This is a genomic window from Paenibacillus sp. IITD108 (assembly GCF_036541265.1).
In the GTDB taxonomy this organism is placed as follows: domain Bacteria; phylum Bacillota; class Bacilli; order Paenibacillales; family Paenibacillaceae; genus Pristimantibacillus.
Genome location: NZ_JAZHCT010000022.1, coordinates 102860 through 125344, shown reverse-complemented (window position 1 = coordinate 125344; position 22485 = coordinate 102860). Strand labels below are relative to the sequence as shown.

Sequence of the window (22485 nt, the reverse complement as noted above, 5' to 3'; positions counted from 1 at the left end):
TACTGGTGCTACTGGAGCCGACGGAGCGACTGGTGCGACGGGTGCCGATGGAGCGACTGGTGCTACTGGAGCCGACGGAGCTACTGGTGCTACGGGTGCTGATGGAGCTACTGGTGCCACTGGTGCGACTGGCGATATTGGACCTACAGGACCTACAGGGCCTACAGGGCCTACTGGCGAACCTGGACCAGGCGCTCTAATTCCATTCTCATCCGGACTGCCTGTTGCATTAACAAGTCTTGTATCTGGACTTGCTGGAAACGTCGGGTTGATAGGCTTTGGCAATAGTGGAACTACAGCATTGCTTGTAGGCCAAGAAATCGACTTGACCGGGGCTGCCGGTACACTGCTAAACTTCGCTTACAGCATGCCGCGTGATGGCGTCATTACTGGCATGGCAGCATACTTTAGCATTACTGCCGCTCTTTCCCTCTTAACTGGTTCAGTTACTCTAACTGCAACTATGTATCAATCAACCGGTACGGACAATATATTCTCTCCTGTACCTGGCGCGACAGTAACACTAGCTCCTTCACTAACAGGCATACTTGCTATTGGTACTGCGGCTAGAGGTATTACAACTGGGCTTAATATACCTGTCACTGCAGGAACTCGCTTGCTGTTAGTAGTATCTGCAGAAACTGCAGGCATTGCTGTCCTTCAGACAACTGCAGGCTATGCAAGCGCAGGACTAGTGATTGAGTAAGAGTTGTGATAGTTAAACGAAATTAATAACGGAAGGGCGTACCCAAATCATTAATAAATGACTTCGGGCACGCCCTTTCTATATCGCTCCAGCCTATTACCTACCTAACCAATCAAGGCGATTAAGTCCCAGCTTTAGCTTGACGCTCTCAGTTGTCACATTCATTGTCTTTATACTGACAATGTCATCAGCGGGCAATTCAATAGGTACATTTATTGGCTCCAATAATTGCACAGGCAGCTTAATCTTTTTCATAGCCAAAGAAACAGGCACCAGCTGTAAGTTCGGTTTATTCCAAGTCAAGTCATAATCAGCCACTATTTGTGCATCTACCACGCCTCTATATTTTATATGCAAAAGTGCTATAATTCCTCCATCACGCAGCTGAAAATCAGCGCCTTTAATCGTTATGTCCTCGGAATATTCCGGTATCAAATTTTTTTTAATAAGATTATTTACCTCTCTTTGTGTGAGTTCTATATCTAAGCTGCGCTTTTGTACATTTTCCAATATTTTATCCGCAATTGATATGTTGGAATAATTAAGGTCGAGATTATCCGAAGGTCTGATGTAAATAATTAAGCTTACTGTTATAATAACTGCCACTAATAGTATTATCATTAGCCAAGCAAACAACCGTTTCAATGTCTTCATCTGAAACCTCCCAGCAGTTTTTTCGTACAATATTTAACAAATGAATCATTTAATTTCATCACAAACTGGATATTTTACCTTACAAACATTAATAATGATAATAACTTACATATAAAGGAGTTATATCGTGCACACATCAACCACAGCCAAAGCCTGGTTTGGAGCTGAAATGAAGCTCGTCTCAGTCATATTATTTATAGTAGAATTTGTTCGTGGCGCAGTGCTGGTTAGTTTATTGCCGATTTATGGAACAAAAACATTAGGCTTATCGTCTGATATTATTGGCATAGCTATTTCGGCTCATTATATTGTCGATACTGTGCTCAAGATGGTCATAGGCTATTTGTTGGATCGTTTCTCAGGAAGATTAGTGGTCCTCGTTGGCTTCATTCTTTCTCTCATCGGAATATATACTTTGCAATTCGCCGATTTGCCATGGATGTTTATAGGTGCAGCTGCGATTTACGGTGTCGGCATGTCTCCTCTTTGGATCGTGTGTCTTACTAAAGTAACAGAGGAGCATCGTGCGACGCAAATGGGCGTGTTATACACGATATGGCTTGTCGGCCTCGGCAGCGGACCTATCGTTTGCAATGTCATATTAGATTATAGCACGCCGTTTGCCTATCAGCTGCTTGTTGGATTATCTTTACTTGCGTGTATTCTTACGCCATTTATGAAAAAAGAAGCAGCAGCCAGCGCTACACCTGTTCCATTAGGGAAGCAGTTCCAAGTTTTGAAGCAGCAAATCTCGCAGATGCGTCTATTGCTGCCGGGCATGATTTTACAGACGCTCGGCGCCAGCATGCTGCTGCCTATTCTGCCTGCCTTTGCCCAAGACAACCTGGGCCTTTCAGGTATACAATACTCCATCCTGCTAACAGCTGGCGGAGCTTGTGCCGTTATCGGATTAATACCGATGGGCAAGCTTGCAGACCGGCTAGGCGGCAAACGCTGGTTTCTAGGAATTGGATTTAGCGCATTTGCAATTTGTCTTTATGTATTGGCATGGGGCTTATCATTTTGGTATTGTTTATTTATTGCCATAGGCTTAGGAATTGCCTATTCCGCAATTCTACCTACATGGAATGCCTTGCTGGCTTCTTATGTGCCGCCCAAGCAAGAAGGTTTGGGCTGGGGAATGCTTTCCGCCTTCGAAGGCGTAGGGGTCATGATTGGACCTGTTGCGGGGGGCTTCATCGCACTTTGGAATGGCTCGATTTCTGTTATTTGGACAAGCGCCATATTATTTGCAATAATCGGGATCTTCTACGCAATTATCTACAAGAACGGGGATTAGTAATGAGTCAATTGCACGATTGGATAGATAAGCTCAAAAATTTGGATTTGGAGCAAATGCAGCAAACATTGGAGCGTCTTTCAGAATACGGCCCTCTCCCAGGCATTCTCTTGCCTTTTGTGGAAGCGTTCCTGCCTTTTCTTCCGCTCATCGTTATTATTGCAGCGAATGTAAACATTTACGGTTTGGGCGTTGGATTCCTTTTATCCTGGGTAGGTGTAACGGCCGGAAAAGTAGTGTTATTTTTAATTTGCCGCTATTTCGGAAAAAATGTAAAAGCTCGTATTGAAAAAAAATATCCAAAGTCAGAGCGCTTTTTTAACTGGATCGATAGGAAAGGCTTCTCGCCGTTATTTTTGCTGTCCAGCTTTCCCTTTACACCGTCTGTTGTTATTACGGTTGTCGCCGGCCTAAGCCGAGTTCCCTTTCATACTTTTTTCCTTGCAACTGTACTTGGAAAAGCTGTCATGATTCTGATCATTTCTCTTATTAGCTTCGATATTTCCCATGCCATGCAGCAGCCTTGGCGGTTTGTCGTTATTACGATTACTATTGTTGTACTATGGTATGGCGGCAAGAAATTGGAATCACGTTACCAGTTGAACTAACTGGCTTCTAGTATGATGATCATCCTTAAATAAGCAACAGAGGTGGCACTGCGATCAAGTTTGGGCTTCACAATGAATGGACGTGGTCACACGTTCCGTTATTTGCCTAAAAACCGCCCTTTTTTAAATTACGCGGACACACATTCCGCTATCCGGCTCTAAATGGGACTTATTCTTCGATTTATTGACCAATAGCGGAACGTCTGTCACTTTACCTCCTCAAAACTGCGATTTTGGGCCAAATAGCGGAACGACTGACCATTGATCGAAGTTGTCGATTCCTTGTAGAAAGGGCAACAAGTATGTGATGGTTGATACCTAGCTCTGTACCCGTGCGGTAAACGCTAACGGAACTGAGGAGGGTGTCGATTAATTGCGGGCAACGATTGGCAAGCAAAAAGAAAGGGGAACGAAGAGCAAGATTGGGAATGGAGAAGCGGTAGCGTCCGCCTTTGTAGACCAATTTTATCCTATGCAGGGAGGGGTTATTTCATCAAAAAAATTGGACTACAACAGCGGTCGGAATCCCAAACTTGATCGTAGTAACATCCCTTTCGATTGCTTATTGCCCTATCCACAATTAATCGACATCCTACTGAGTCACGCCATCAAAACAGTATAACCTGTTATATTCTCAGCAGTCAGCAGTCTCAGCCTAGCGAGTGCACTTACGGCTTATCTGCAATTAATTCGGCATGCGCGCTCAGCACTCCGATCGCTCCAGTCGCCTGCTTGTTTTTCGGCAGCCATATTGTATATGTCGTACCGAAGCCTTTCTTGCTATCCGCGCTAATTCTTCCGCCATGATGATCGATAATCGTATAGGACACCATCAGCTCGATGCCAGTGCCCTGCTCCTTGGTCGTAAAATATGCTTGACCGATACGAGCCAGCTGCTCCTCCGTAATGCCTTCGCCTTCATCTTTAATGACAATAACAATCTCATCCATACTGTTCAAATAAAGCTGTATGTAAACGGTACCGCCTTCTTGTGTAGCTTGCGTTGCATTTTTCAATAAATTATGAAATACGATGCGCAGCTGCTGCTCAACCCCTCGAACGAGCAAGGGCGGAGTATCCATTCTGCATTGAATCTGCACTGAGGTAGACGTAAGCAGCTGCTCCAAGCCTGCTATCTCTTCATTCACCAGCTTCGATATATCCAGCAATTTATAATCCGTTGTTTGAGGCTTGACCAGCATCAGCATATTATTAATAATGGACTCGATATCCAGCAGTTCCTGTTTCATAACGGTGTAATATGTTTTTTTGCTGAGTCTTCCATTCATAATTAAATGCAAAAACCCTTTAATTGAAGTAAGCGGATTTCTAATTTCATGAGCGATGCACGCTGCCATATGCTTTGTAGCTGAAAGCTTGGCCGCAGATAATCTTCTCTCCTCTTCCTTCTTCTGCTTCATAATATCTTTAATCCATATTTGCTGGTAAGCATTCCCCGCCTCTGTGCACATAAGCAATGTTACTTCAGTATGGCGCTGCTCTCCCTCAAAGGTTTTCCATCTGAGCTCGATCGGCTCAGTTTGCTGCATGTATGCCAGGCTGAGCCATTGTGAAAATCGTTCATGATCGCGCGGATCAATGAGCGCATAAATCGATTTCCCTATTAAATCCCGCTCATGATAGGCTTGGAACAGCCGGAGCCCTGACGGGTTAATATACTCCCACCGGTCATCTTTAATTAGTGCTGTAGTATCTGAAAATTGTTCGACAAGCAGTTTATACTTATGGTAGGATTCCAAAATCGTCTTCTTGGAAAGCCACCATTGCAAAGCCATACTAAACATTGTGACAACAAAAAACAGGACAAGCAATTTAAGCAATTGAATTATATTATTAGGATAATTAAAGGAGATGACCTGCCGCCCTTGCCTTATAGCGAGCATGACCAAGAAGCTGCTGGCTGTGACAGTTGCAGCCAAAATAATGCCTGCCTTCAAGCGATAAAACGGAATAAGCTTCTGTCTGAACCAATAAAAGGCACCTATAACACCTGCACCGCAAATTAAAAAAATAAAAATAAGATGGATATAAAACGAAGAATGGTTAATGGAATCGTCAAAATACAAGATATGTACAAGGGGTACTGCTATGCCCAGCATGAACAGGCCAGCACTTAACATATATCTCGACCGAAGCTTTTTTTTCCATATAAGTGTTGCGATTGCCGCACTGGATACAACAAAGCCATGCAGCAGAATTGATTCTTTATCGACAAATAGATAGGTATGTGGTGAGACTGTCATTTCTATTGCCATACCGGTCGTCCATTGCCCAACTGAATATACGAAAGCTGCGCCAATTAAAATAAACAGGAGCGGCTTGCTTCTATGCATTTTGTAATAGTCTACCATTGTAAACATTGTATAAGATGTATAGATCATTACACCTAAAGCAACCGTCAGCAAAACGATTGGCTCCAGCAGCATGTCCCAACTCATTCTGTGCCTCCTCGAATGTATAAACATATTAGAAAGTTCGACAAATTTCCATAAAATCCTTTTCATGTCGATTCAATATGTTGCATTTTGTAAGGATTGGTTTTAAACTATTGCAAATAAGGTGTTTAATAGACTACATAGGCTAGAATGTCATGAATAGTGAGATTGTTAACAGGTAATACTGTGAATGATAGAATCGTGGAGGTATTGGCTATGAAAAAAATATTAAAAGAGTTCAAAGAATTTGCTGTTAAAGGCAATGTCATCGATCTGGCAGTCGGTGTCATTATCGGCGGTGCATTTGGAAAAATTGTTACCTCCCTTGTTAATGATATTATTATGCCGCCAATTGGCAGATTACTAGGCGAAGTGAATTTTAAAGATCTTAAATATTATTTGGTAGATACGTCCAATATGGACAAAGATGCTTTAGCGACTGCTGCTGCTATTAATTACGGGCAGTTTATTAATGTTATGCTAGACTTTATTATTGTTGCATTTTGTATTTTTATGCTGGTAAAAGGTATTAACTTCCTTCGCAACAGCCATAAAAAAGAAGAAAAGCCGACTGATCCGACTGAGAAAGAATGTCCGCGCTGTCTCTCTCAAGTCCCTATTAAAGCTACCCGCTGCAAGTACTGCACATCCGAGCTGGAAGGCTCCAAGCAAGCAGGCTGACAGCTTATTACGTGAAAACTTATAAAGTCTAATAATTTGAAAAAGGAATGCACAGCTTAACGCTGCCGCATTCCTTTTTTTTAAAATCCGTCACAGAATCTCTCATTGCGAACGCAAATCTCTACTGTTGTAACATTGGAAGCAAAACGGCCGAAGACGCATCTAATCGTTACACAGCTAAATCCGTTGCAGCAGAAAAATCGGACTACACGGCAATGTCTGCCTAGCAATTGCTCAATGAATCTTGCATCACGGCAGCGAACGGCTCTATTGAATTCTCTAGCAACACGGCGATTTGTTAGCTTTCTAAAGAAAGAACCCAGCTCCCTGCCAGATCTTTGAGTAGCAGCAACCGCAGACTCGTGCCTATTGAAACGGGAGTTCAACACTCTACTCATATTATCCCCCCTCTCATATCTAGCTGTTCTATTATATGCAGTCTTTCTATTTTTGGATGGTACAAACAAACAGGTTTTTATAAACGGTGATACAAATTTATACAAATTAAGTCAGCATGGTTTTTCTTCCCACGGCATACACTAAAGCATCAATTACGATGGGAGGTTTTTTATTTGTTTCAACGCTTGAATCGACTTCAGATTGAGCTGCCTGCATCTCCCTACGCTGATGCCAACGCTGCAGCAGCTGTACAAGAGCTGCTAGGCGGAAAATACGGTGAGATGTCCACGCTGAACAATTACTTATTTCAATCTTTCAATTTCCGAGAGAAGAAAAAGCTAAAACCTTTCTATGACTTAGTTGCTAGCATAACTGCAGAGGAGCTTGGTCATGTTGAACTCGTATCAGCAGCTATAAATATGGTGTTAACTGGTACAACCAGTGCCGGACAGCCAGATTCCACCCCGCTTCATGAAGGCTTGAACAAACGTAACAGCTACTTTTTTATTAGTACAGCCCAAACCTCGCTGCCAGGCGATTCTATGGGCAGAGCCTGGACCGGAGACAATGTATTCAGCAGCGGCAATTTGGTTTTGGACTTGCTCCATAACTTTTTTCTTGAGTGCGGGGCGCGCACACATAAAATGCGAGTATACGAAATGACCGATCATCCAACCGCACGAGAGATGATCGGTTATTTGCTTGTAAGAGGGGGAGTTCATGTTTTGGCGTATGCCAAAGCGCTTGAAGTTGCAACTGGAGTGGATGTGAAGCGTCTTATTCCTATACCGGATTTAAGCAATGAGCATTTTGAAACAGCCCGAAAATTTGAAGCGATGGGCTTAGGAAATAAGCTATATACCTTCAGTCCTAATGACTATAAAGATATTGCACTGATTTGGAACGGACAAAACCCTTTGAACGGCTTGCCGCTTGAGGTCATTCAAGGTGTTCCCGAAGGTGCGCCTATGTTTGACTTGCCTTCCTCTCCGGAGGAATTCGCACCCGGCATATCACAAGAGGATTTTATGGAGATTGCCAGAAGACTGCAAAAAAATGCCGGACTGTAGTTATTTTTCATTGTTCCGGATTTATTATTAATCCCAGCAAGGAGCATGCTATAATACTACCAAGAAGAAACGCCTTACGAGGTGATTGTCATACAATTCATTGCTATGCTTACGATGCTGATTGATCATATTGGTGCTGCTTTTTTTCCAGAAGACTCCTATTTCCGCGTGGTGGGAAGGATTGCCTTTCCTCTCTATGCCTATTTGCTCGTTCTTGGCTATGGGAGAACGCGCAATATTACAAGATATACAGCTAGACTTGCTGTACTGGCGCTTATCTCGCAAATTCCTTTTTCACTGTTATTTCATACTTACCATTTAAACGCCGTTGCAACCTTGCTGGCGGCTCTGTTTACGATTCGCATTATTGACCATTTCCGTTCAGCTTTGTTCATACAGATGTTTGTTGTTTGTATCGCTATTTTTTTTATGGAATTCATTGCTTTTGACTACGGCATGTACGGCTTGCTGCTTGTGCTTATATACCGCTATGCCCGGCCGGCGCATATGCTGTGGCTGCATATCGCCCTTAATATAATTATCGGCTTGTTTATTAATGGCTGGTTCGTGCAGGTATACAGCTTCCTTGCAACCGTGCTGATCGTGTACTTCCCTCTGCTGCTGAAACAAATAGACAAAATCCGCATACCTCGCTGGCTATGGCTTAGCTTCTATCCTGCTCATATGCTTGTGCTTTTTGCTGTACAATTGTTAGAAAAGTATTAGTAAAGATCATATGAATCTGACAATTGTTTCATAAGCGGCTAAATAGTTTATGTTATTGTAGATGAAAGACTAATGGAGGTGTCTGCAATGATGAAAATTATTACATTTAAGAACCGCTCTGTTCCTGTTTACTGTAATAAAGACAACAACGCACTGGTTGAGCAAATTCATCATAAACTGCAGGACCTAGAACTAAACTTTGAATTCCGAAGAAAATGGAAAAGAATTCATTTCATTGAGGTTATTCATGAAGTTGCCATATTACAATACAACGACGGCACAAAATTATATATGGAAGTTAGCTAACTAGTTTTAGGTTTGCAACAGACAAAGGGACTGCCTTAGGCCATAGGCCTTCGGACAGTCCCTTTGTATTTCAATTGCATTCTTATTTAAATGACGGGTTCTGCTGCTCCATTTGTGTATTTATAGCCAAACCCCCATACTGTCCTCAAATACACCGGTTCCTTAGGATTTGGTTCAATCTTCTTCCTCAAATTCACGATATGAACATCTATTGAGCGGTCTGTAACATAAGAATTAAAGCCTCTTATTTGATTGATCAGTTCTTCTCTGCTGAACACTTTATCAGGATGCGACAAGAACAGCTTTAGCAGCTCATATTCCGAAAAGGTTGTTTCTACTGCCTTGCCCTGCACCAATAAAACACGCCGCTCATGATCCAGCTGAAGCCGTTTATTATGCTCCTGCTGAGCCGTATCTGCAGCTGACTCATCCTGAACATGCACCTGCGACCGCCGTAATAAAGCTTCAATACGAGCAGTAAGCTCATGCATGCTGAAAGGCTTGCACATATAATCGTCAGCACCGGCTCTAAGAGCCTGCACACGCTCCGAGACCTCGCTTTTTGCAGACAAAATCATAATAGGCACCATCGAATGCATGCGTATTTGAGAGCATACCTCGAGTCCGCTTTTATCAGGAAGTATAAGATCCAATAAAATCAAATTCGGCATAAACTGCTCAGCAAGCGCCAGTCCTTCTTCCGCCTGATTAGCCTGTGCAACATGATAACCCTCTTCGGACAAATACATAGCGAGCATATTACACATCATGATGTCATCTTCGATCACTAATATTTTATACATAGAAGTCACCCTTCACAGGCATGAAGTCATTTAGTTAATTAATTTAACTATACATGAGGAAAAGAACATGAACAACTATTTGTTAGAAATTTGTTAGCTCATTCCCAATTCTCCTTTAAATACTTTTCCATGCCTTTAATTAACATGCTTAAATTATTTTTTAACAGCTGCTGTTCCCGTTCGATAACCGCATCGCTGCCGCGGTCGTTTTCCTTGAGCAGCTCTGAAATTCGACTGGCGGATTGATAAACCTCTATCGCCGAAAGGTAACCGGAGGCTCCTCGCAATGTATGCAGCATACGAAGCGCTACATCAACATTTTGATTGCTGATTTCCATGCTAAGCTGCTCAGAAAATCTAAAATAATCGAGAGAAAATTGCCGCATCATATGAAGTAAAATCGTTTTTTTGCCATTAATGCGTTCCAATGCATTGGCAATATCCATTCCGCAAACTTCCATATGAGCATCTTTTGCCTGCTCCCGCTTCTTTTCCTCTTCCCCTTTATCCGCCCATTCGTTTACTTCCCTTTCTCGCAGCTGCAAAATATGGCCGCCCTTTAGCCAAAAATCTATTACACTGTATAAGCGCTCTGCTCTTACCGGCTTTGTAATGACATCATTCATTCCTACGCTGATATAAGACTCATGATCTTTTTTAACAGCATTGGCTGTCATCGCAATAATAGGAATATGATCGTACTTGGAATCCTGTCTTATAGCGCGAACGGCTTCCACCCCATCAAGAACCGGCATATGTATATCCATAAGCACCAAATCCCAGCTGTCAGCAACAAACTTCTGCAAAGCTATCGACCCGTTCTCAGCCAGCTCAACCTCATACCCCCCCTGCTGCAGCATTTCGATAGCAACCATTTGATTGATTTTGTTATCTTCAACAAGCAATATTTTTGGAGTAGATGGGATTCTGCTGCTTATCGCTGCGGCCGTTTCACGGGCAGCTTTGACGAAATCATTGCTCTCTGTTTCAAAAACCTTATTCATTGCACGGAATAAATTCATGCGCGTAATCGGACTCGTTACGATACAATAGGGCTGATCCTGCTCCGCAAGGCGCAACAGTTCATTTTGATTCGACGATGTTGTAATCGCTACAGTACGTACAGCTTTCTTGTCCGCTACATGCTTCAGCTCCAGCCAATGCTCGATTTTATTGCCTGAAAACATAGACATATCAAAAATAATAATGTCAGGCGATGGCTGCTTTTGATCAAGCAGCTGCTCCAAGGCATATTCCCAGGCTGAATACTCAGTCGCCTTCATTTCAAAAAAATCGACGACGGACAGTAGCTGCTCGCGCATTTGCTTATTATCCTCGACAATCCAGACTGAGCGTTGTTTGTTTTCAATACTTATAGCTGCAGCGGACTCCAGCGGCAAAGCATTGGAAGCAAAGGTAAGTACGAATTCAAAGGTGCTGCCAATCCCCTCCTCGCTCGAAACCTGTAATTCCCCTCCCATCAGGTCTACAAATGTTTTGGAAATAACAAGCCCCAGACCAGTGCCTCCAAACTTACGCGTGGTGGAGCTGTCTGCCTGAGTAAACGGCTTGAACAGCTTGTCCATCTGTTCCTCGCTCATTCCAATTCCCGTATCGGAAATAAGGAAACGGATATCTGCTGACTGCTCAGACTGGTCTAACACTTCCACTTTAAGCCTCACATTGCCCTTGTATGTAAATTTAATCGCATTCGTACATAAATTAAGCAGAACCTGCTCTAAGCGGACTGCATCTCCTACAAGAATAAGCGGCAGCCGTTTTGGGACATCCAGTATAAACTCCAGGTTTTCCTTTTCATCCAGAAATACGCTTAATTGATTGGTCAAACGCTGCAGCAGTACATCCAGTTGAAAAGGATAGCGGTCAAGCTCAACCTTGCCGGCCTCGATTTTCGAGAAATCAAGCACGTCATTAATAATATGCAGCAAGGTTTCGGAGGAAACGGCCAGCATATTCATATATTCCTTTTGAACCTGTGAAAGCTCTGTTTTGTTCATAAGCTGCAGCAAGCCGATAATGCCGTTAAGCGGCGTACGTATTTCATGACTCATCAAGGCCAGAAAGTGGCTTTTCGCCCGATTCGCCTCATCAGCCTTTAAGGTTGCTCTAAGCAGCTCCTCCTGTACGAGCTTTTGCTCGGATACATCTCTTGCTACACAAGAGAAAAAAATCTCGCCGGTCAATTCATCGATATGTGTAACGACAATCATCGATACATATACGGCCTGCCCATCCAGTCTTTTCAGCACCGCGTCACTTTCCCAAAATCCGTGTCGCTTGGCCCAATCGCCTCCTCTGCGCAGCACCTCAAACATTTGGTTATCCACAAATTGCTCCAGTGTACCCTCAGACATCTCTCCTTCACTCGTAATACCGAGCAGCTCTTTGCCTGCTTTGTTAATGTAGACAATATCTCCTCTAATATCTACCGAGGCAATGAGATCCTTTGCTGATTCCAATATTTCAAGCAGGCGGTTGCGAACGGTTTCCGTCTTTTTACGCTCCGTTATATCCTGAAGCATGCCGACGATGCCTGTTAGTTGGCCGGATCGGTCATGCAAGCCGTTAGAGCTTAAAATAGTTGGAATTCGAGTCCCATCCTTCCGGATAAAAAACCATTCTCTCTCATATGAGGCATGCTCGTTTTGCAGCGCCTGAAACAGCTCCAGTGACGGCTCTATTACTTTGCCTAGCTTAATAGAAAGCTTCTGTGCCTCTCTATTAATTTCATCCTCTGCAATAAAATCAAGCGGGGTAGCAATTCCCTTCAGCTCATAAAGCTCATAGCCGAGCATTTCTTCTGCGGCCTTATTCATATACGTGACATAATAATTTTCATCCAAAACGATAAACGGATACTGGTTCTGATTAATGATCGCGCTTAGCCTATCAAACATTTCCTGCAAATGCTCTGTCATCCCATTCACAGAATGCGCCAGCATTCCTATTTCGTCTCTTGGAACCGCATTCAATCGTTCCGTTCGAAAAGTTCCGCCAGCGGCTAGCTCCGTTACCGATAAAATCTTTTTCAAGCGATGTATAATTCTTTCAAAATAAATAAGGAACAATAAAACAATCGTTGCTTCCGATAAAACGATCATAAGCATAATTCTCCAAAAGATTGGATTCAGCTTCGTTTGGAAGGCTGATTCCGGCACCTGAAGCGCAAGCCGCCATGGCGTATCAGCAACTTTGGTATAAAAGACAAGATCGCGCTTCCCCTCATACTTTGCTAGTGCAGTTCCGCTGTCATTCAATAGCATCTCCGCTGATGCTGTATAAAACTTGGAGGACTTGTCCTGTATATTATATAAGGAAGCTTCTTTGATGTCTGAGCAATAAAGCACCAATCCGTCCTGGTTGTACAATCTTGTCGGCGTTCCCGGATCAGGTATATTTAAGTAAGGAAGCAATGAGGTGAATGGTATAGCTGCATAAAGCACTCCGACATTTTGAAAGGATTCGGGGTCAAAGACCGGTACCGCTATAACCGTTTCGTAATTTAAAAAATGCTTTGATGTATAGGGATCGGTTATAATAGCTTCGCCCTTTAGAGCCAACTGGAAAAAAGACTCATCACTTAAATTTAATGATGCGCCATCGCTGCGTACTGCCATTCCATTTGAATCAATAAAACCGAGTGCTGCTTCTGAAAATCCGCTTCGAGCCAGCTCCCGCTCGAAATAAGCGATTCGCTCCTCGCTCGTTCCATATCTTACGAGACGCGTTCGGCTCATTATCAATAATTCTGCCTGACGGATCGAAATCCAAGCGGAGAGCTCCTTAGAGCGCATATCAAGCTGGCTTGCAATTTTGTCATACTCCGTTTGCAGCATCGTATGCTTGACTGCAGTATAATTCCCGTAGCCCGCAATAAGAAGAGGAATGAGAGAAATAATGACGATAAGAAGTAACCCTTTTGTACGAAGTGACATGCATATTCCTCCTTATACCGCTTCCTCCACCATTCGTTCTATTTCCATCACTTCCAAAATATTGAACTAGTGTATAAATGTTATTATAGCTTAACAGGAGAATTTGTCTGCATTATATTAGAAAAAAAATCTGATTGCTCTGCCACGACACGTTTCCACGCTTCTACGCAATGGGGGTCAAAATGTCTGCCGCTCTCTTTTACAATAATGGCCATCGCTTCTTCCTGCGTCATTGCTTTTCGATACGAGCGTGTTGAAGTAAGCGCGTCATAGACATCTGCTATTGCTGTAATTCTAGCCAGCAGCGGTATTTCCTGGCCTTGCAGGCGGTCTGGGTAGCCAGTGCCATTGAACTTTTCATGATGAGATCGAATGATAGACAGCTCTTCAATCATAAAACCGAGTCGCTTGCATATTTCATATCCCGCAACGGGATGCTCTTCGATAATAGCCCGTTCTTCTGGCGTTAACTTCCCAGGTTTGTTCAATATTTGATTAGCAATGGAAAGCTTGCCCACATCATGCACTAGCCCGCCTTGCATAATTGCTTGTAGCTGAGCCAGCGGAAGCTTAAGCTCTTCTCCGAGCTTTAACGCATACCTGGCTACACGATAATTATGACCCGCCGTATAAGCATCCCTTGCCTCGGTCGTCATAACAAGCTGCTTAACGCTCGGCCGTATATACATTCTCATCCAGTCAAAGGAATGAATATAAAATAACTGCTTAAACGTAGATAGCAGCGAGCCTCTGCTCCAATACTCCCTAAGCATACCGATCATCATAATAGCGACAGCAGCAAACAAGAGCACATGGAACGTCCACCAGCTTAAGCTCCATGTCTCGCCTGTTGTTATAATAATTCCAGCAGCCATCAGCCAGCCTGTGCTATAAGCCATCGCCAGCTGCAACGGAAAGCATGACACCGTATAATTGTGGACATAATGACGAATCGTCCAGCTGTTGAGCGCAATAATAATCGCTAGTATGATCCATCTGCTTAATGAGCCCATGTACAGCAGCTTCATTAACTCTGGTTCATTCCAAACCACGAGTACGCCGATTAGCAGTAAAAGAGACCAAACCGGCAAAAGCCAGGCTTGCCTTCTGGCAAACCAGCGAATGGCAAAACGGTCAACTGCGATTGTAGAGAGCCACAGCCAGAACGAGGCTAGCAGAACACTCAAATAAATCGCATTGCTCTCAGATTCATGCAATCGCATGACATCTGCCGATGAGGACAAGCCGATTAACAAAAAAAGAGCAGACAGCGATAAGTACGCTAAGGATAAGAAGCTAACTTTAATATTCCGAACTCGTACAGCAATAAAACTGACAACAATGGCAAGGAGAAGCGCCAGCATCGAAACAATGCTGACTACATAAAAATGCTCTCTTGGCGCTTCGATAGTCACATTATAGGCAGAGATGTTCAATAGTAAATAAGCAAGCAGAGGCAAAAAAATACATGCCAACAGCGCTGCATAAACGCCCGCTTTTTTCCTCATCTGTCTCCTCCTCCAGTGCATTGCGGGACTATTAAACTATGCGGACAACCCATCGAGCCAAGCATCCAATTCCTCTCGCGGCATTGGTTGCTTAAAATAATAGCCTTGCATAATAGAGCAGCCTGCTCTTTTCAAAAACTGCAGCTGGCTTTCATTCTCGACTCCTTCAGCAATGAGCTGAAGCTTTAATTCACTTGCCAAGGTGACGATTGAATTAACAACTGCCTGTTTGGTGGGCGATTCAAAATCCTGCATATATAATCTGTCGATTTTTAGCGTATGAAATGGTATTTGACCAATCGAACCCAAGAACGAATAGCCCGAGCCGAAGTTGTCCATGGAAATACGCACGCCTATTTCTTGAATAGGCTTAAGCTGCTGCAGCACTTCCTCCACGTCGTTATGTACAACTGACTCTATTATTTCCAGCTCCAGCAGCTCTGGCGATAAGCCAGATTGCTGTAAGGATTTGTCCACCATATCCCATAGATTTTTGCTTTCAATAACTTTCAAAGAGAGATTTACAGATACCGAAAGATTACTGTCGCCTTTTGCATTCCACTGCGTGCAATCCATACAAGCCTGCTTCAATACCCACCTTGTTATAGGCACAATCAATCCTGTTTCTTCCGCAATAGGTATAAATTCTGCCGGTGCAATATTGCCGAGCGTTGGATGAGTCCAGCGCAGCAGCGCTTCGAAGCCGATAGGCTTGTTTGTCTCCGCATTCCATTTTGGCTGGTAGTGGATTTTCAATTGATCCAGCACAAAAGAAGTTCGCAAGCCCTTTTCAATTTCCATGCGCCTTACTAATTTATGATTCAGTTCTTCATTGTATGAACAGTACTGATTTTTGCCCAACCCTTTGGCGTAGTACATAGCCGTATCCGCAGATTTCAGCAAATCGGTCAAGGTTGTCCCGTGCTCAGGCGAATAGCTGATGCCAATAGATCCCGTCACATACAACTCATTGCCGATCAACACATACGGCTTGCGGATTTCTTCCAAAATCTGTTCAGCCAATCGCTCTGCGTTGTGATGCTGCTTTTCATTCGTAACCATTAAAAACTCGTCGCCGCCAAGCCTGAAAATATGACTGCTGGCGTTCATAAAGCCGCTAATACGACTGCCGACTTCCTTCACAAGCAAATCGCCAACATCATGCCCCAGCGTATCATTAATCAGCTTAAATTGGTCCAAATCTAGAAAAAGCACAGAAAAGGAATGTTTGGGCTGTATGTCCGTAAAATATTGATTCATCGCATGCCGGTTAGGCAATCCTGTTAAAGGATCGCTATACGCCATCTGTTTCAATATCTTCCTCTCCCAGAACAGGGCGAAGGAAGTTACGACCACTAAGGCAAGCATAACAATACTGACTGCAAAAATAAGAAAAATATCTGTTGAGCTCTGCGGCAGTGAGGCTGCCAATACCGGGTCAATACACCAGAAGGAGCTCGCTTCCATGCCTGTATAGTGCATGCCGCAAATAGCTGTGCCCATGAGAAAAGCAACGAGCCATTTGGTCCATGCCGATTTATGGCGATGGCGAAAACGAATAAAGAAGAACAACGCTGCATACGAGGCCATGACTGCAATAACAGCAGACAAAATAAAGAGCAGCGGATCATATTTAATTTGTAGAAATGCGCTTTGCATCGACGCCATACCCGTATAATGCATCGTTACAATACCAGCGCCCATAATAATTGCAGCCAATGGGAGCGTATATTTACTGCTGGTGCTCCTGTTCGTTATGTAAAAAGCAAACATTGAAGCGCAAATACTGGCTAATAATGATATGATCGTGGTTTGCAAATGGTAATTTACTTGAACTTCCATATGAAAAGCCAGCATTCCGACAAAATGCATGGACCATATGCCAAACCCCATAACTAACCCGGAAACGACAAGCCACCTCCACTGTGCCCGGCCTGTCGTTTTCGATAGCTTATAGGTAAGATTAAGAGCAGAATAAGATGTAAATAATGCAATCATAAAAGATAATAATACTATCCAGTCATTATAACTGCCGTTAATACTGATCATTGATCCCTCCGCAACAACCCGTGCTTCACACTTGTAGTCATACTACCAAGTATTAGTATACCAATTAGCACCAAGGGATTCGACATAAGTTGCAACAATTTTATATTAGATTAAGGTTTTTTTGTACATATTTTGATATAGTTATGGAAAAAGCGATTTCGAAGGGAGTTTATGGAATGAGCAACGAGCAATCGCAGTCCAAAAAAGAGAATCAAGAGGTGGAGGCTGCGAATACAGAAAGATACGCTTACGAAGAAGAGCAAGCAAAAAATTCAGTAGCTGCCAGCTCAAGCAACCCGGATGACGCAGAAAATTCAGAGCAAGCAGAGGCTGACGAGCAAGCTTTCAAGGAAGACGATGCAAGTATTGAACAGGAAGCTGCAGCGCACAATAGCGTTCAACAAGCAAATGCTTCATCCGGCTTCACTGCTCCTCCAGCTCCAGTTGTTAAAAAAGGCGGAACTGCCTGGATGATTACGAGCCTGGTGCTTGCTGCCGTTCTAGTGTTTGTATTGATCAAGCCGCCGTTTGGCATTAAAAATGAAGCGGTAGCGAAGGTTAACAGCAATACGATTGATAAAGAAAGCTTATATGAGAAAATGCTATTGCTGGCCGGCCCTTCCATTCTTGATACGATGATTAACAACGAGCTTCTTGAGCAGGAGCTTAAAGCAAAAAACATTTCCTTTACAGATCAGGATATCACCGACGAAATTGACGCTATTAAAATGAGCATGGGCGGCGAGGAGCAATTCCAGGAAGCGCTTAAACAAAATAATATTACTATCGAGGCGCTAAGCTTTAATGTTCGTCAGCAAGCTTTGGTCAGAAAGGCACATGAACCGAATACGAAAGTAACGGACAAGGAAATTGAAGAGTTTTATGAGCAGTACAAGGACAGCATTGGCGGTACTGATACAATCAGAGCTTCGCATATTCTAGTTGATACAGAAGAGGAAGCAAAGGAAATTGCTGAGCAGTTGAAAGGCGGAGCAGATTTTGCCGAGCTGGCCAAAGAGAAATCAAAAGACGGCTCCAGCAGCATGGGCGGTGATCTGGGCTACTTCGGGAAAGGACAAATGGTTCCGGAATTTGAAGAGGCAGCATTCGCACTAGAAGTTGATCAAGTAAGCGATATCGTCAAATCTGAATTCGGATATCATATTATTAAGAAAACCGAAGATAAGAAAGGCGCTACGCTGGACGAGCTCAAAAACCCGATCCGCACTATGCTAATTGGCCAGGAAGCTGCTAGTGAAGAAAGCGGTTTGACTGCCGATCTCCAAAATAAAGCAAAAATTGAAAACTCACTGGATAAAAATAAAGAAGAAACAGCAGACGCAAAATAATAGGCGACAAGCAGAACCGGCACTTCCTTGGGTAAGGAAGTGCCGGTTCTTAGTAAAATATAGAAAACGGAATATCCCTGGCTGGACGTTCCGTTGTTTCGTGCTTATAAATGCTTGCCCATAATGAATCGAATTGGACACACGTTCCGTTATTTGCCTTAAAACCACCATTTTTTTAATTTCGCGGCCACATGTTCCGCTATTCGGTTCTAAACGGGGCTCTTTCCGCCATTTAATAGCAAATAACGGAACGGCTGTCACTTTACTTCCTCTAAACTGCAATTTTGGGCGAAATAACGGAACGACTGACCGGCTCTGTGAGCAAATCGCTCCCTGCAGCAGTAAGATATATAAACAAAATGAGCTGCGCAATCTAGTATAAGACTGGCAGCTTTTTTGTTAAATATAATGATTAGTAGCCTTCTCCGCTTTGACCCTGAACAATCGCAACGCTTGCGCTAGCACCAATGCGGCTCGCGCCTGCCTTAATCATGCGGCAGGTCGTATCATAATCGCGGACTCCACCGGAAGCTTTGACGCCGATATTAGGGCCTACCGTTTGGCGCATCAAAGCGATAGCTTGCTCTGTTGCTCCGCCCTTTCCAAAGCCGGTTGACGTTTTGACAAAGTTAGCCCCTGCACGGACGGACAGCTCGCATGCAGTAACAATTTCTTCGTCAGACAGCATGCCTGATTCCAAAATAACCTTCAGAACGGCCTGATCGCCGCATGCCTGCGCAACTGCAGCAATATCCTGCTCTACTGCTGCAAGCTCTCCAGATCGCAGCAAGCCGATATTCAGCACCATATCAATTTCATTAGCCCCATCCATGATCGCTTGCTTGGCTTCAAATGCCTTGGCAGCCGAGCTGGTAGCCCCCAATGGAAAGCCTACTACAGTTGTAACACCGGTTGAAGTGCCTGACAGCTCCTTGGCTGCCAGCGAAACCCAGCTTGGGTTTACGCAAACTGTAGCAAATTGATACTGCCTGGCATCCTTGCACAGCTCAATAATCTCTTGTTTGGTTGCTTCCGGCTTCAGCAGCGTATGGTCGATCATAGCGGCCAGCTGAGCAGCTGTAACCTCTTTGTCTTGCTCATGTATATTCATTGCACCATGCCCCTCCCTGCTAGTCTGCTTTACAGTAGCTATTGTCCATTCATTATAATGCCTGCCTCGTTGAACAACAATAGCTTACTGAAAAGCAGCAGCGGCGTCAGCAGCTTGCGCAAGTCATCATGAGCAAGTACAGTTCCAGTTACACTGCCTCGATAGCCTCGCTGTCCTGCTCTTCTTCTTCCTTCTGCCAATACTTCTCGCTGCCAGGCAAATCGTCAAACCATGACGCCTCTGGCGGACAATCAAGAATCATAAACTGACCGTAATTGCCCTCTCGGGACTGATGATACTTCAAATACGCCTTACCGTTCTCAATCGCCAATATTTCTATTTTGCCTGAAGAATGGCTCATCGATAATCTGACGCGCTTGCCTAGTCCTGACGTCTTTGCTTTAGCCTGTTCAACAAGCTGGTATGCTCTTTGCAAAGAAACAACAAAATCACGATTTCCGGCAACAGGGCGGTTAATAAAGAAATAGTAAGGGGTAACGCCGGCCCAGGACAATTGATCCAGCAGCTCGGCAAGTACGTCAGCATCATCGTTTATGCCGCGAATAATAGGGGTTTGATTGACAACAATGGCGCCAGCCTCATGCAGCGCTTGAAAGCCGCGCTTTGCCTCCGGCGTAATTTCTCGTGGGTGGTTGATATGAGCCATAACATAGATTCGCTTCTCAGGCGTAGAATACTGCTTGATCAACTCCAGCAATGCTTCATCCTCATAGATTCGCATCGGATTAAATACCGGCATCTTGGAGCCGAGGCGAATAATTTTGACATGGTCAATCTCTCTCAAGCGTTCAATAATGCTTCTTAACTTAGGTGTTCCAAGTATTAAGCTGTCTCCGCCAGTGAGCAATACATTGTTAATACTCGGATTGGCGGCGATATACTCAATTCCCGGATCGACATTGGATACTGCTTCCTTCACATCATTGCGGAATAAACGTTTGCGGAAGCAATATCTGCAATACGCACCGCATACCTCTGACACAATAAGCAGTGCAGTTGTGCCATACTTATGCTGGCACCCTGGCACGACATAGTTGGCTTCCTCATCAGAAGCGTCCCATCTGCCGTATTCCATCAGCTCTCCCTCGTTCGGTATCACTAACCTGCGAATCGGGTCATCGGGATCATTCCAATCAATGAGCGATAAGTAATAATCATTCACACGAAATGCAAACTTTTCTGTTATCGGCTTTAGTCGCTCTCGTTCACTCTCCGGAATCATTGTGAGACGATCTAAATTCATAACATACTTTGGCTGCGCCATTCAAACCCCTCCTAAAATAAGATTTGATATGCACGCTTCACCAGTGGATGGTCTGACGAAAAACAAAAAATAACCCCGGCCGGCAGGTGCCAGCAAAGCAATAGAGCTTGCAGTCGCGTAGGACTGCTGCTATCACTTTAACAGGGTCATTATGTGTAAGATTATAAATTAAGAAAGCAATGACCCACCCACTGCTGACGAGGTTAGCTGACGGACTCGGGTAAGATGGTCCCCTAAGATTCGCTTCATGCGATCTATTCGCCCCACAAGATTGGTTCCCCCGCTTTCCGATTCGAAAGATCGGAAATTAAGCGTAACTATAGTTTATATGATTGAATGCTTGTTCGTCAACCTCAGGCTGGATATTTTTATTACATTAAGGCTTCCCTGGAGACTGTCGATTAATTGTGGATAAGGCAACAAGCAATAAGAAGGGGGGCCACTGCGATCAAGATTGGGATTCCGACCGCTGTTGTAGTCCAATTTTTCTTAATAAATAAACCCTGTTAAGGATATCCCCTTTCTTATTGCTTTTTAATAGTTGCCCACAATTAATCGACAGTCTCCCTTGCTCTCTTATGCCCGTAACTCTATTCAGCTTTAGGCTGAAGTTGTACTGCCGCCTGCTTGCCGCTCACTTGTATTCCTGTTTGCTTGCTCCCCGATTCTGCCAGATCCTTCACTAATCTTTCGATAAGCTCCTTCGCTGCCGCTCCCTGCTTGCCGCTAATTTTGACAACCAGCAGTACGGAGTGGCCTGACTCAAGAAGCTTTTGTGCCTGACGGCATTTCGTCTCATAATCATGTTCTTCAATCTCTGGTGACAGACGAAGCTCCTTCACTTTGGCTGGCTTATTGCTTTCCTGCTTTTTCTGCTGATCGCGCTGCTGCTTGGCTTGCCCCTTGGCAACAAGGCGGCAGGGCGGCGGACTGCTCATCAGCGATGTACATACCAGATCTGCGGATTGCTGCTTAGCCATAGCAAGCGCATCCTCGCGAGAAACTACGCCTATCTCCTGCCCATCTAATCCAGTCAGCAAAACCTCTGCTGCTTTTATTTTCTCATTCATAATGATTGAACCTGCCACTACTGCCAGCCTCCGTTCTTTATTCGGCTAATAAATGGAGGGTGTCGATTAATTGTGAATAAGGCAATCGTAAGGGATACTGCTACGATCAAGTTTGGGATTCCGACCGCTGTTGTAGTCCAATTTTTTTGACGAAATAACCCCTATAAAGGATAAAATTGGTCTACAAAGGCGGACGCTGCCGCTTCTCCATTCCCAATCTTGCTCTTCGTTCCCCTTTCTTATTGCTTATCATTAGTTGCCCACAATTAATCGATCCCCTCAAAAGTCGATTTAAACCATATGCCTGCTATAAAAACAATTTCAAACAAACAGAGTAGCGCAAACAACAATAAAAATGCGGCTAGAAGGCATTTACCGCTCATTTTTACCCATTTCATCATTGCAGCACCTCCTGCAAGTCTAAGAAATTATATACATTATGTAATAA

At 43.9% G+C, this 22485-nt stretch carries 20 protein-coding genes and 1 riboswitch; of the genes, 9 read left to right on the top strand and 11 right to left on the bottom strand.

Annotation, left to right across the window (positions count from 1 at the left end):
* The coding region (locus tag V1L65_RS19070) for an exosporium glycoprotein BclB-related protein (RefSeq protein WP_331700818.1) at positions 1-706 on the top strand (706 nt) is incomplete at its 5' end.
* A 96-nt stretch (positions 707-802) separates the two neighbouring features.
* On the opposite strand, the gene V1L65_RS19065 is transcribed toward V1L65_RS19070, so the two are convergent.
* Positions 803-1360 (bottom strand): hypothetical protein, encoded by a 558-nt coding sequence (locus V1L65_RS19065; protein ID WP_331700817.1) that lies wholly within the window; start codon positions 1358-1360, stop codon positions 803-805.
* 127 nt (positions 1361-1487) lie between these two features.
* Here V1L65_RS19065 and V1L65_RS19060 point away from each other — a divergent pair, with 127 nt between their 5' ends.
* The 3 genes from V1L65_RS19060 (at position 1488) to V1L65_RS19050 (ending at position 3890) form a co-directional block, all read left to right on the top strand.
* Positions 1488-2660 carry an MFS transporter gene (locus V1L65_RS19060; RefSeq protein ID WP_331700816.1) on the top strand — a complete coding sequence of 391 codons (1173 nt, stop codon included), beginning with the start codon at positions 1488-1490 and terminating at the stop codon, positions 2658-2660.
* Positions 2661-2662: 2 nt separating this feature from the next.
* Entirely contained in the window at positions 2663-3268 is a 606-nt protein-coding gene (locus V1L65_RS19055; protein ID WP_331700815.1) for a TVP38/TMEM64 family protein, read from the top strand.
* Between the two features lie 373 nt (positions 3269-3641).
* Entirely contained in the window at positions 3642-3890 is a 249-nt protein-coding gene (locus V1L65_RS19050; RefSeq protein ID WP_331700814.1) for a hypothetical protein, read from the top strand.
* A gap of 46 nt (positions 3891-3936) precedes the next feature.
* Here the strand turns inward: V1L65_RS19050 and V1L65_RS19045 are convergent, their stop codons facing one another.
* Entirely contained in the window at positions 3937-5727 is a 1791-nt protein-coding gene (locus tag V1L65_RS19045; RefSeq protein ID WP_331700813.1) for an ATP-binding protein, read from the bottom strand.
* A 213-nt stretch (positions 5728-5940) separates the two neighbouring features.
* On the opposite strand from V1L65_RS19045, the gene mscL reads away from it, so the two are divergent.
* The 4 genes from mscL (at position 5941) to V1L65_RS19025 (ending at position 8906) form a co-directional block, all read left to right on the top strand.
* Positions 5941-6405, top strand: a complete 465-nt coding sequence (mscL, locus tag V1L65_RS19040) for a large-conductance mechanosensitive channel protein MscL (RefSeq protein ID WP_442955706.1) — start codon at positions 5941-5943, stop codon at positions 6403-6405.
* Positions 6406-6977: 572 nt separating this feature from the next.
* Complete coding sequence (locus V1L65_RS19035) at positions 6978-7874, top strand: manganese catalase family protein (RefSeq protein ID WP_331700812.1); 897 nt, start codon at positions 6978-6980, stop codon at positions 7872-7874.
* An 81-nt stretch (positions 7875-7955) separates the two neighbouring features.
* Complete coding sequence (locus V1L65_RS19030; RefSeq protein ID WP_331700811.1) at positions 7956-8600, top strand: TraX family protein; 645 nt, start codon at positions 7956-7958, stop codon at positions 8598-8600.
* A gap of 87 nt (positions 8601-8687) precedes the next feature.
* Positions 8688-8906: a hypothetical protein gene (locus V1L65_RS19025; protein WP_331700810.1), complete on the top strand. Its 219-nt coding sequence runs from the start codon at positions 8688-8690 to the stop codon at positions 8904-8906.
* Between the two features lie 86 nt (positions 8907-8992).
* Here the strand turns inward: V1L65_RS19025 and V1L65_RS19020 are convergent, their stop codons facing one another.
* The 4 genes from V1L65_RS19020 to V1L65_RS19005 form a co-directional block, all read right to left on the bottom strand.
* Entirely contained in the window at positions 8993-9709 is a 717-nt protein-coding gene (locus V1L65_RS19020) for a response regulator transcription factor (RefSeq protein WP_331700809.1), read from the bottom strand.
* A 98-nt stretch (positions 9710-9807) separates the two neighbouring features.
* Positions 9808-13665, bottom strand: coding sequence for a response regulator (locus V1L65_RS19015; RefSeq protein WP_331700808.1), 3858 nt, complete (start codon positions 13663-13665; stop codon positions 9808-9810).
* An 83-nt stretch (positions 13666-13748) separates the two neighbouring features.
* On the bottom strand, positions 13749-15173 hold the full coding sequence (locus tag V1L65_RS19010) for an HD-GYP domain-containing protein (protein ID WP_331700807.1): 1425 nt from the start codon (positions 15171-15173) through the stop codon (positions 13749-13751).
* Between the two features lie 36 nt (positions 15174-15209).
* Positions 15210-17222 (bottom strand): bifunctional diguanylate cyclase/phosphodiesterase, encoded by a 2013-nt coding sequence (locus V1L65_RS19005; protein WP_331700806.1) that lies wholly within the window; start codon positions 17220-17222, stop codon positions 15210-15212.
* Between the two features lie 176 nt (positions 17223-17398).
* Between V1L65_RS19005 and V1L65_RS19000 the strand changes: the two genes are divergently transcribed.
* Positions 17399-18571, top strand: coding sequence for a peptidylprolyl isomerase (locus V1L65_RS19000; RefSeq protein ID WP_331700805.1), 1173 nt, complete (start codon positions 17399-17401; stop codon positions 18569-18571).
* Positions 18572-18983: 412 nt separating this feature from the next.
* Here V1L65_RS19000 and deoC read toward each other — a convergent pair whose 3' ends face one another.
* The 5 genes from deoC to V1L65_RS18975 all read right to left on the bottom strand — a co-directional run bounded on the left by deoC (position 18984) and on the right by V1L65_RS18975 (position 22438).
* A complete protein-coding gene (gene deoC / locus V1L65_RS18995; protein ID WP_331700804.1) occupies positions 18984-19682 on the bottom strand; it encodes a deoxyribose-phosphate aldolase in 699 nt (232 codons plus the stop codon).
* Positions 19683-19720: 38 nt separating this feature from the next.
* On the bottom strand, positions 19721-19882 hold the full coding sequence (locus tag V1L65_RS18990) for a hypothetical protein (RefSeq protein WP_331700803.1): 162 nt from the start codon (positions 19880-19882) through the stop codon (positions 19721-19723).
* Positions 19831-20967 (bottom strand): KamA family radical SAM protein, encoded by a 1137-nt coding sequence (locus tag V1L65_RS18985; RefSeq protein ID WP_331700802.1) that lies wholly within the window; start codon positions 20965-20967, stop codon positions 19831-19833. The genes V1L65_RS18990 and V1L65_RS18985 overlap by 52 nt, the downstream gene beginning before the upstream one ends.
* 178 nt (positions 20968-21145) lie before the next feature.
* Positions 21146-21291, bottom strand: a riboswitch (cyclic di-AMP (ydaO/yuaA leader).
* A gap of 266 nt (positions 21292-21557) precedes the next feature.
* Positions 21558-22037 carry a translation initiation factor IF-3 gene (gene infC, locus V1L65_RS18980; RefSeq protein WP_331700822.1) on the bottom strand — a complete coding sequence of 160 codons (480 nt, stop codon included), beginning with the start codon at positions 22035-22037 and terminating at the stop codon, positions 21558-21560.
* Positions 22038-22303: 266 nt separating this feature from the next.
* On the bottom strand, positions 22304-22438 hold the full coding sequence (locus V1L65_RS18975; RefSeq protein WP_331700801.1) for a hypothetical protein: 135 nt from the start codon (positions 22436-22438) through the stop codon (positions 22304-22306).
* Positions 22439-22485 lie beyond the last annotated feature (47 nt).

Bases quoted from the DNA above. Each gene is read 5' to 3' on its own strand.
- V1L65_RS19065 (WP_331700817.1), bottom strand. From the start codon at position 1,360: ATGAAGACATTGAAACGGTTGTTTGCTTGGCTAATGATAATACTATTA.
- V1L65_RS19055 (WP_331700815.1), top strand. From the start codon at position 2,663: ATGAGTCAATTGCACGATTGGATAGATAAGCTCAAAAATTTGGATTTG.
- V1L65_RS19045 (WP_331700813.1), bottom strand. From the start codon at position 5,727: ATGAGTTGGGACATGCTGCTGGAGCCAATCGTTTTGCTGACGGTTGCT.
- mscL (WP_442955706.1), top strand. From the start codon at position 5,941: ATGAAAAAAATATTAAAAGAGTTCAAAGAATTTGCTGTTAAAGGCAAT.
- V1L65_RS19025 (WP_331700810.1), top strand. From the start codon at position 8,688: ATGATGAAAATTATTACATTTAAGAACCGCTCTGTTCCTGTTTACTGT.
- V1L65_RS19020 (WP_331700809.1), bottom strand. From the start codon at position 9,709: ATGTATAAAATATTAGTGATCGAAGATGACATCATGATGTGTAATATG.
- V1L65_RS19015 (WP_331700808.1), bottom strand. From the start codon at position 13,665: ATGTCACTTCGTACAAAAGGGTTACTTCTTATCGTCATTATTTCTCTC.
- V1L65_RS19010 (WP_331700807.1), bottom strand. From the start codon at position 15,173: ATGAGGAAAAAAGCGGGCGTTTATGCAGCGCTGTTGGCATGTATTTTT.
- V1L65_RS19005 (WP_331700806.1), bottom strand. From the start codon at position 17,222: ATGATCAGTATTAACGGCAGTTATAATGACTGGATAGTATTATTATCT.
- V1L65_RS19000 (WP_331700805.1), top strand. From the start codon at position 17,399: ATGAGCAACGAGCAATCGCAGTCCAAAAAAGAGAATCAAGAGGTGGAG.
- deoC (WP_331700804.1), bottom strand. From the start codon at position 19,682: ATGAATATACATGAGCAAGACAAAGAGGTTACAGCTGCTCAGCTGGCC.
- V1L65_RS18985 (WP_331700802.1), bottom strand. From the start codon at position 20,967: ATGGCGCAGCCAAAGTATGTTATGAATTTAGATCGTCTCACAATGATT.
- infC (WP_331700822.1), bottom strand. From the start codon at position 22,037: ATGAATGAGAAAATAAAAGCAGCAGAGGTTTTGCTGACTGGATTAGAT.
- V1L65_RS18975 (WP_331700801.1), bottom strand. From the start codon at position 22,438: ATGATGAAATGGGTAAAAATGAGCGGTAAATGCCTTCTAGCCGCATTT.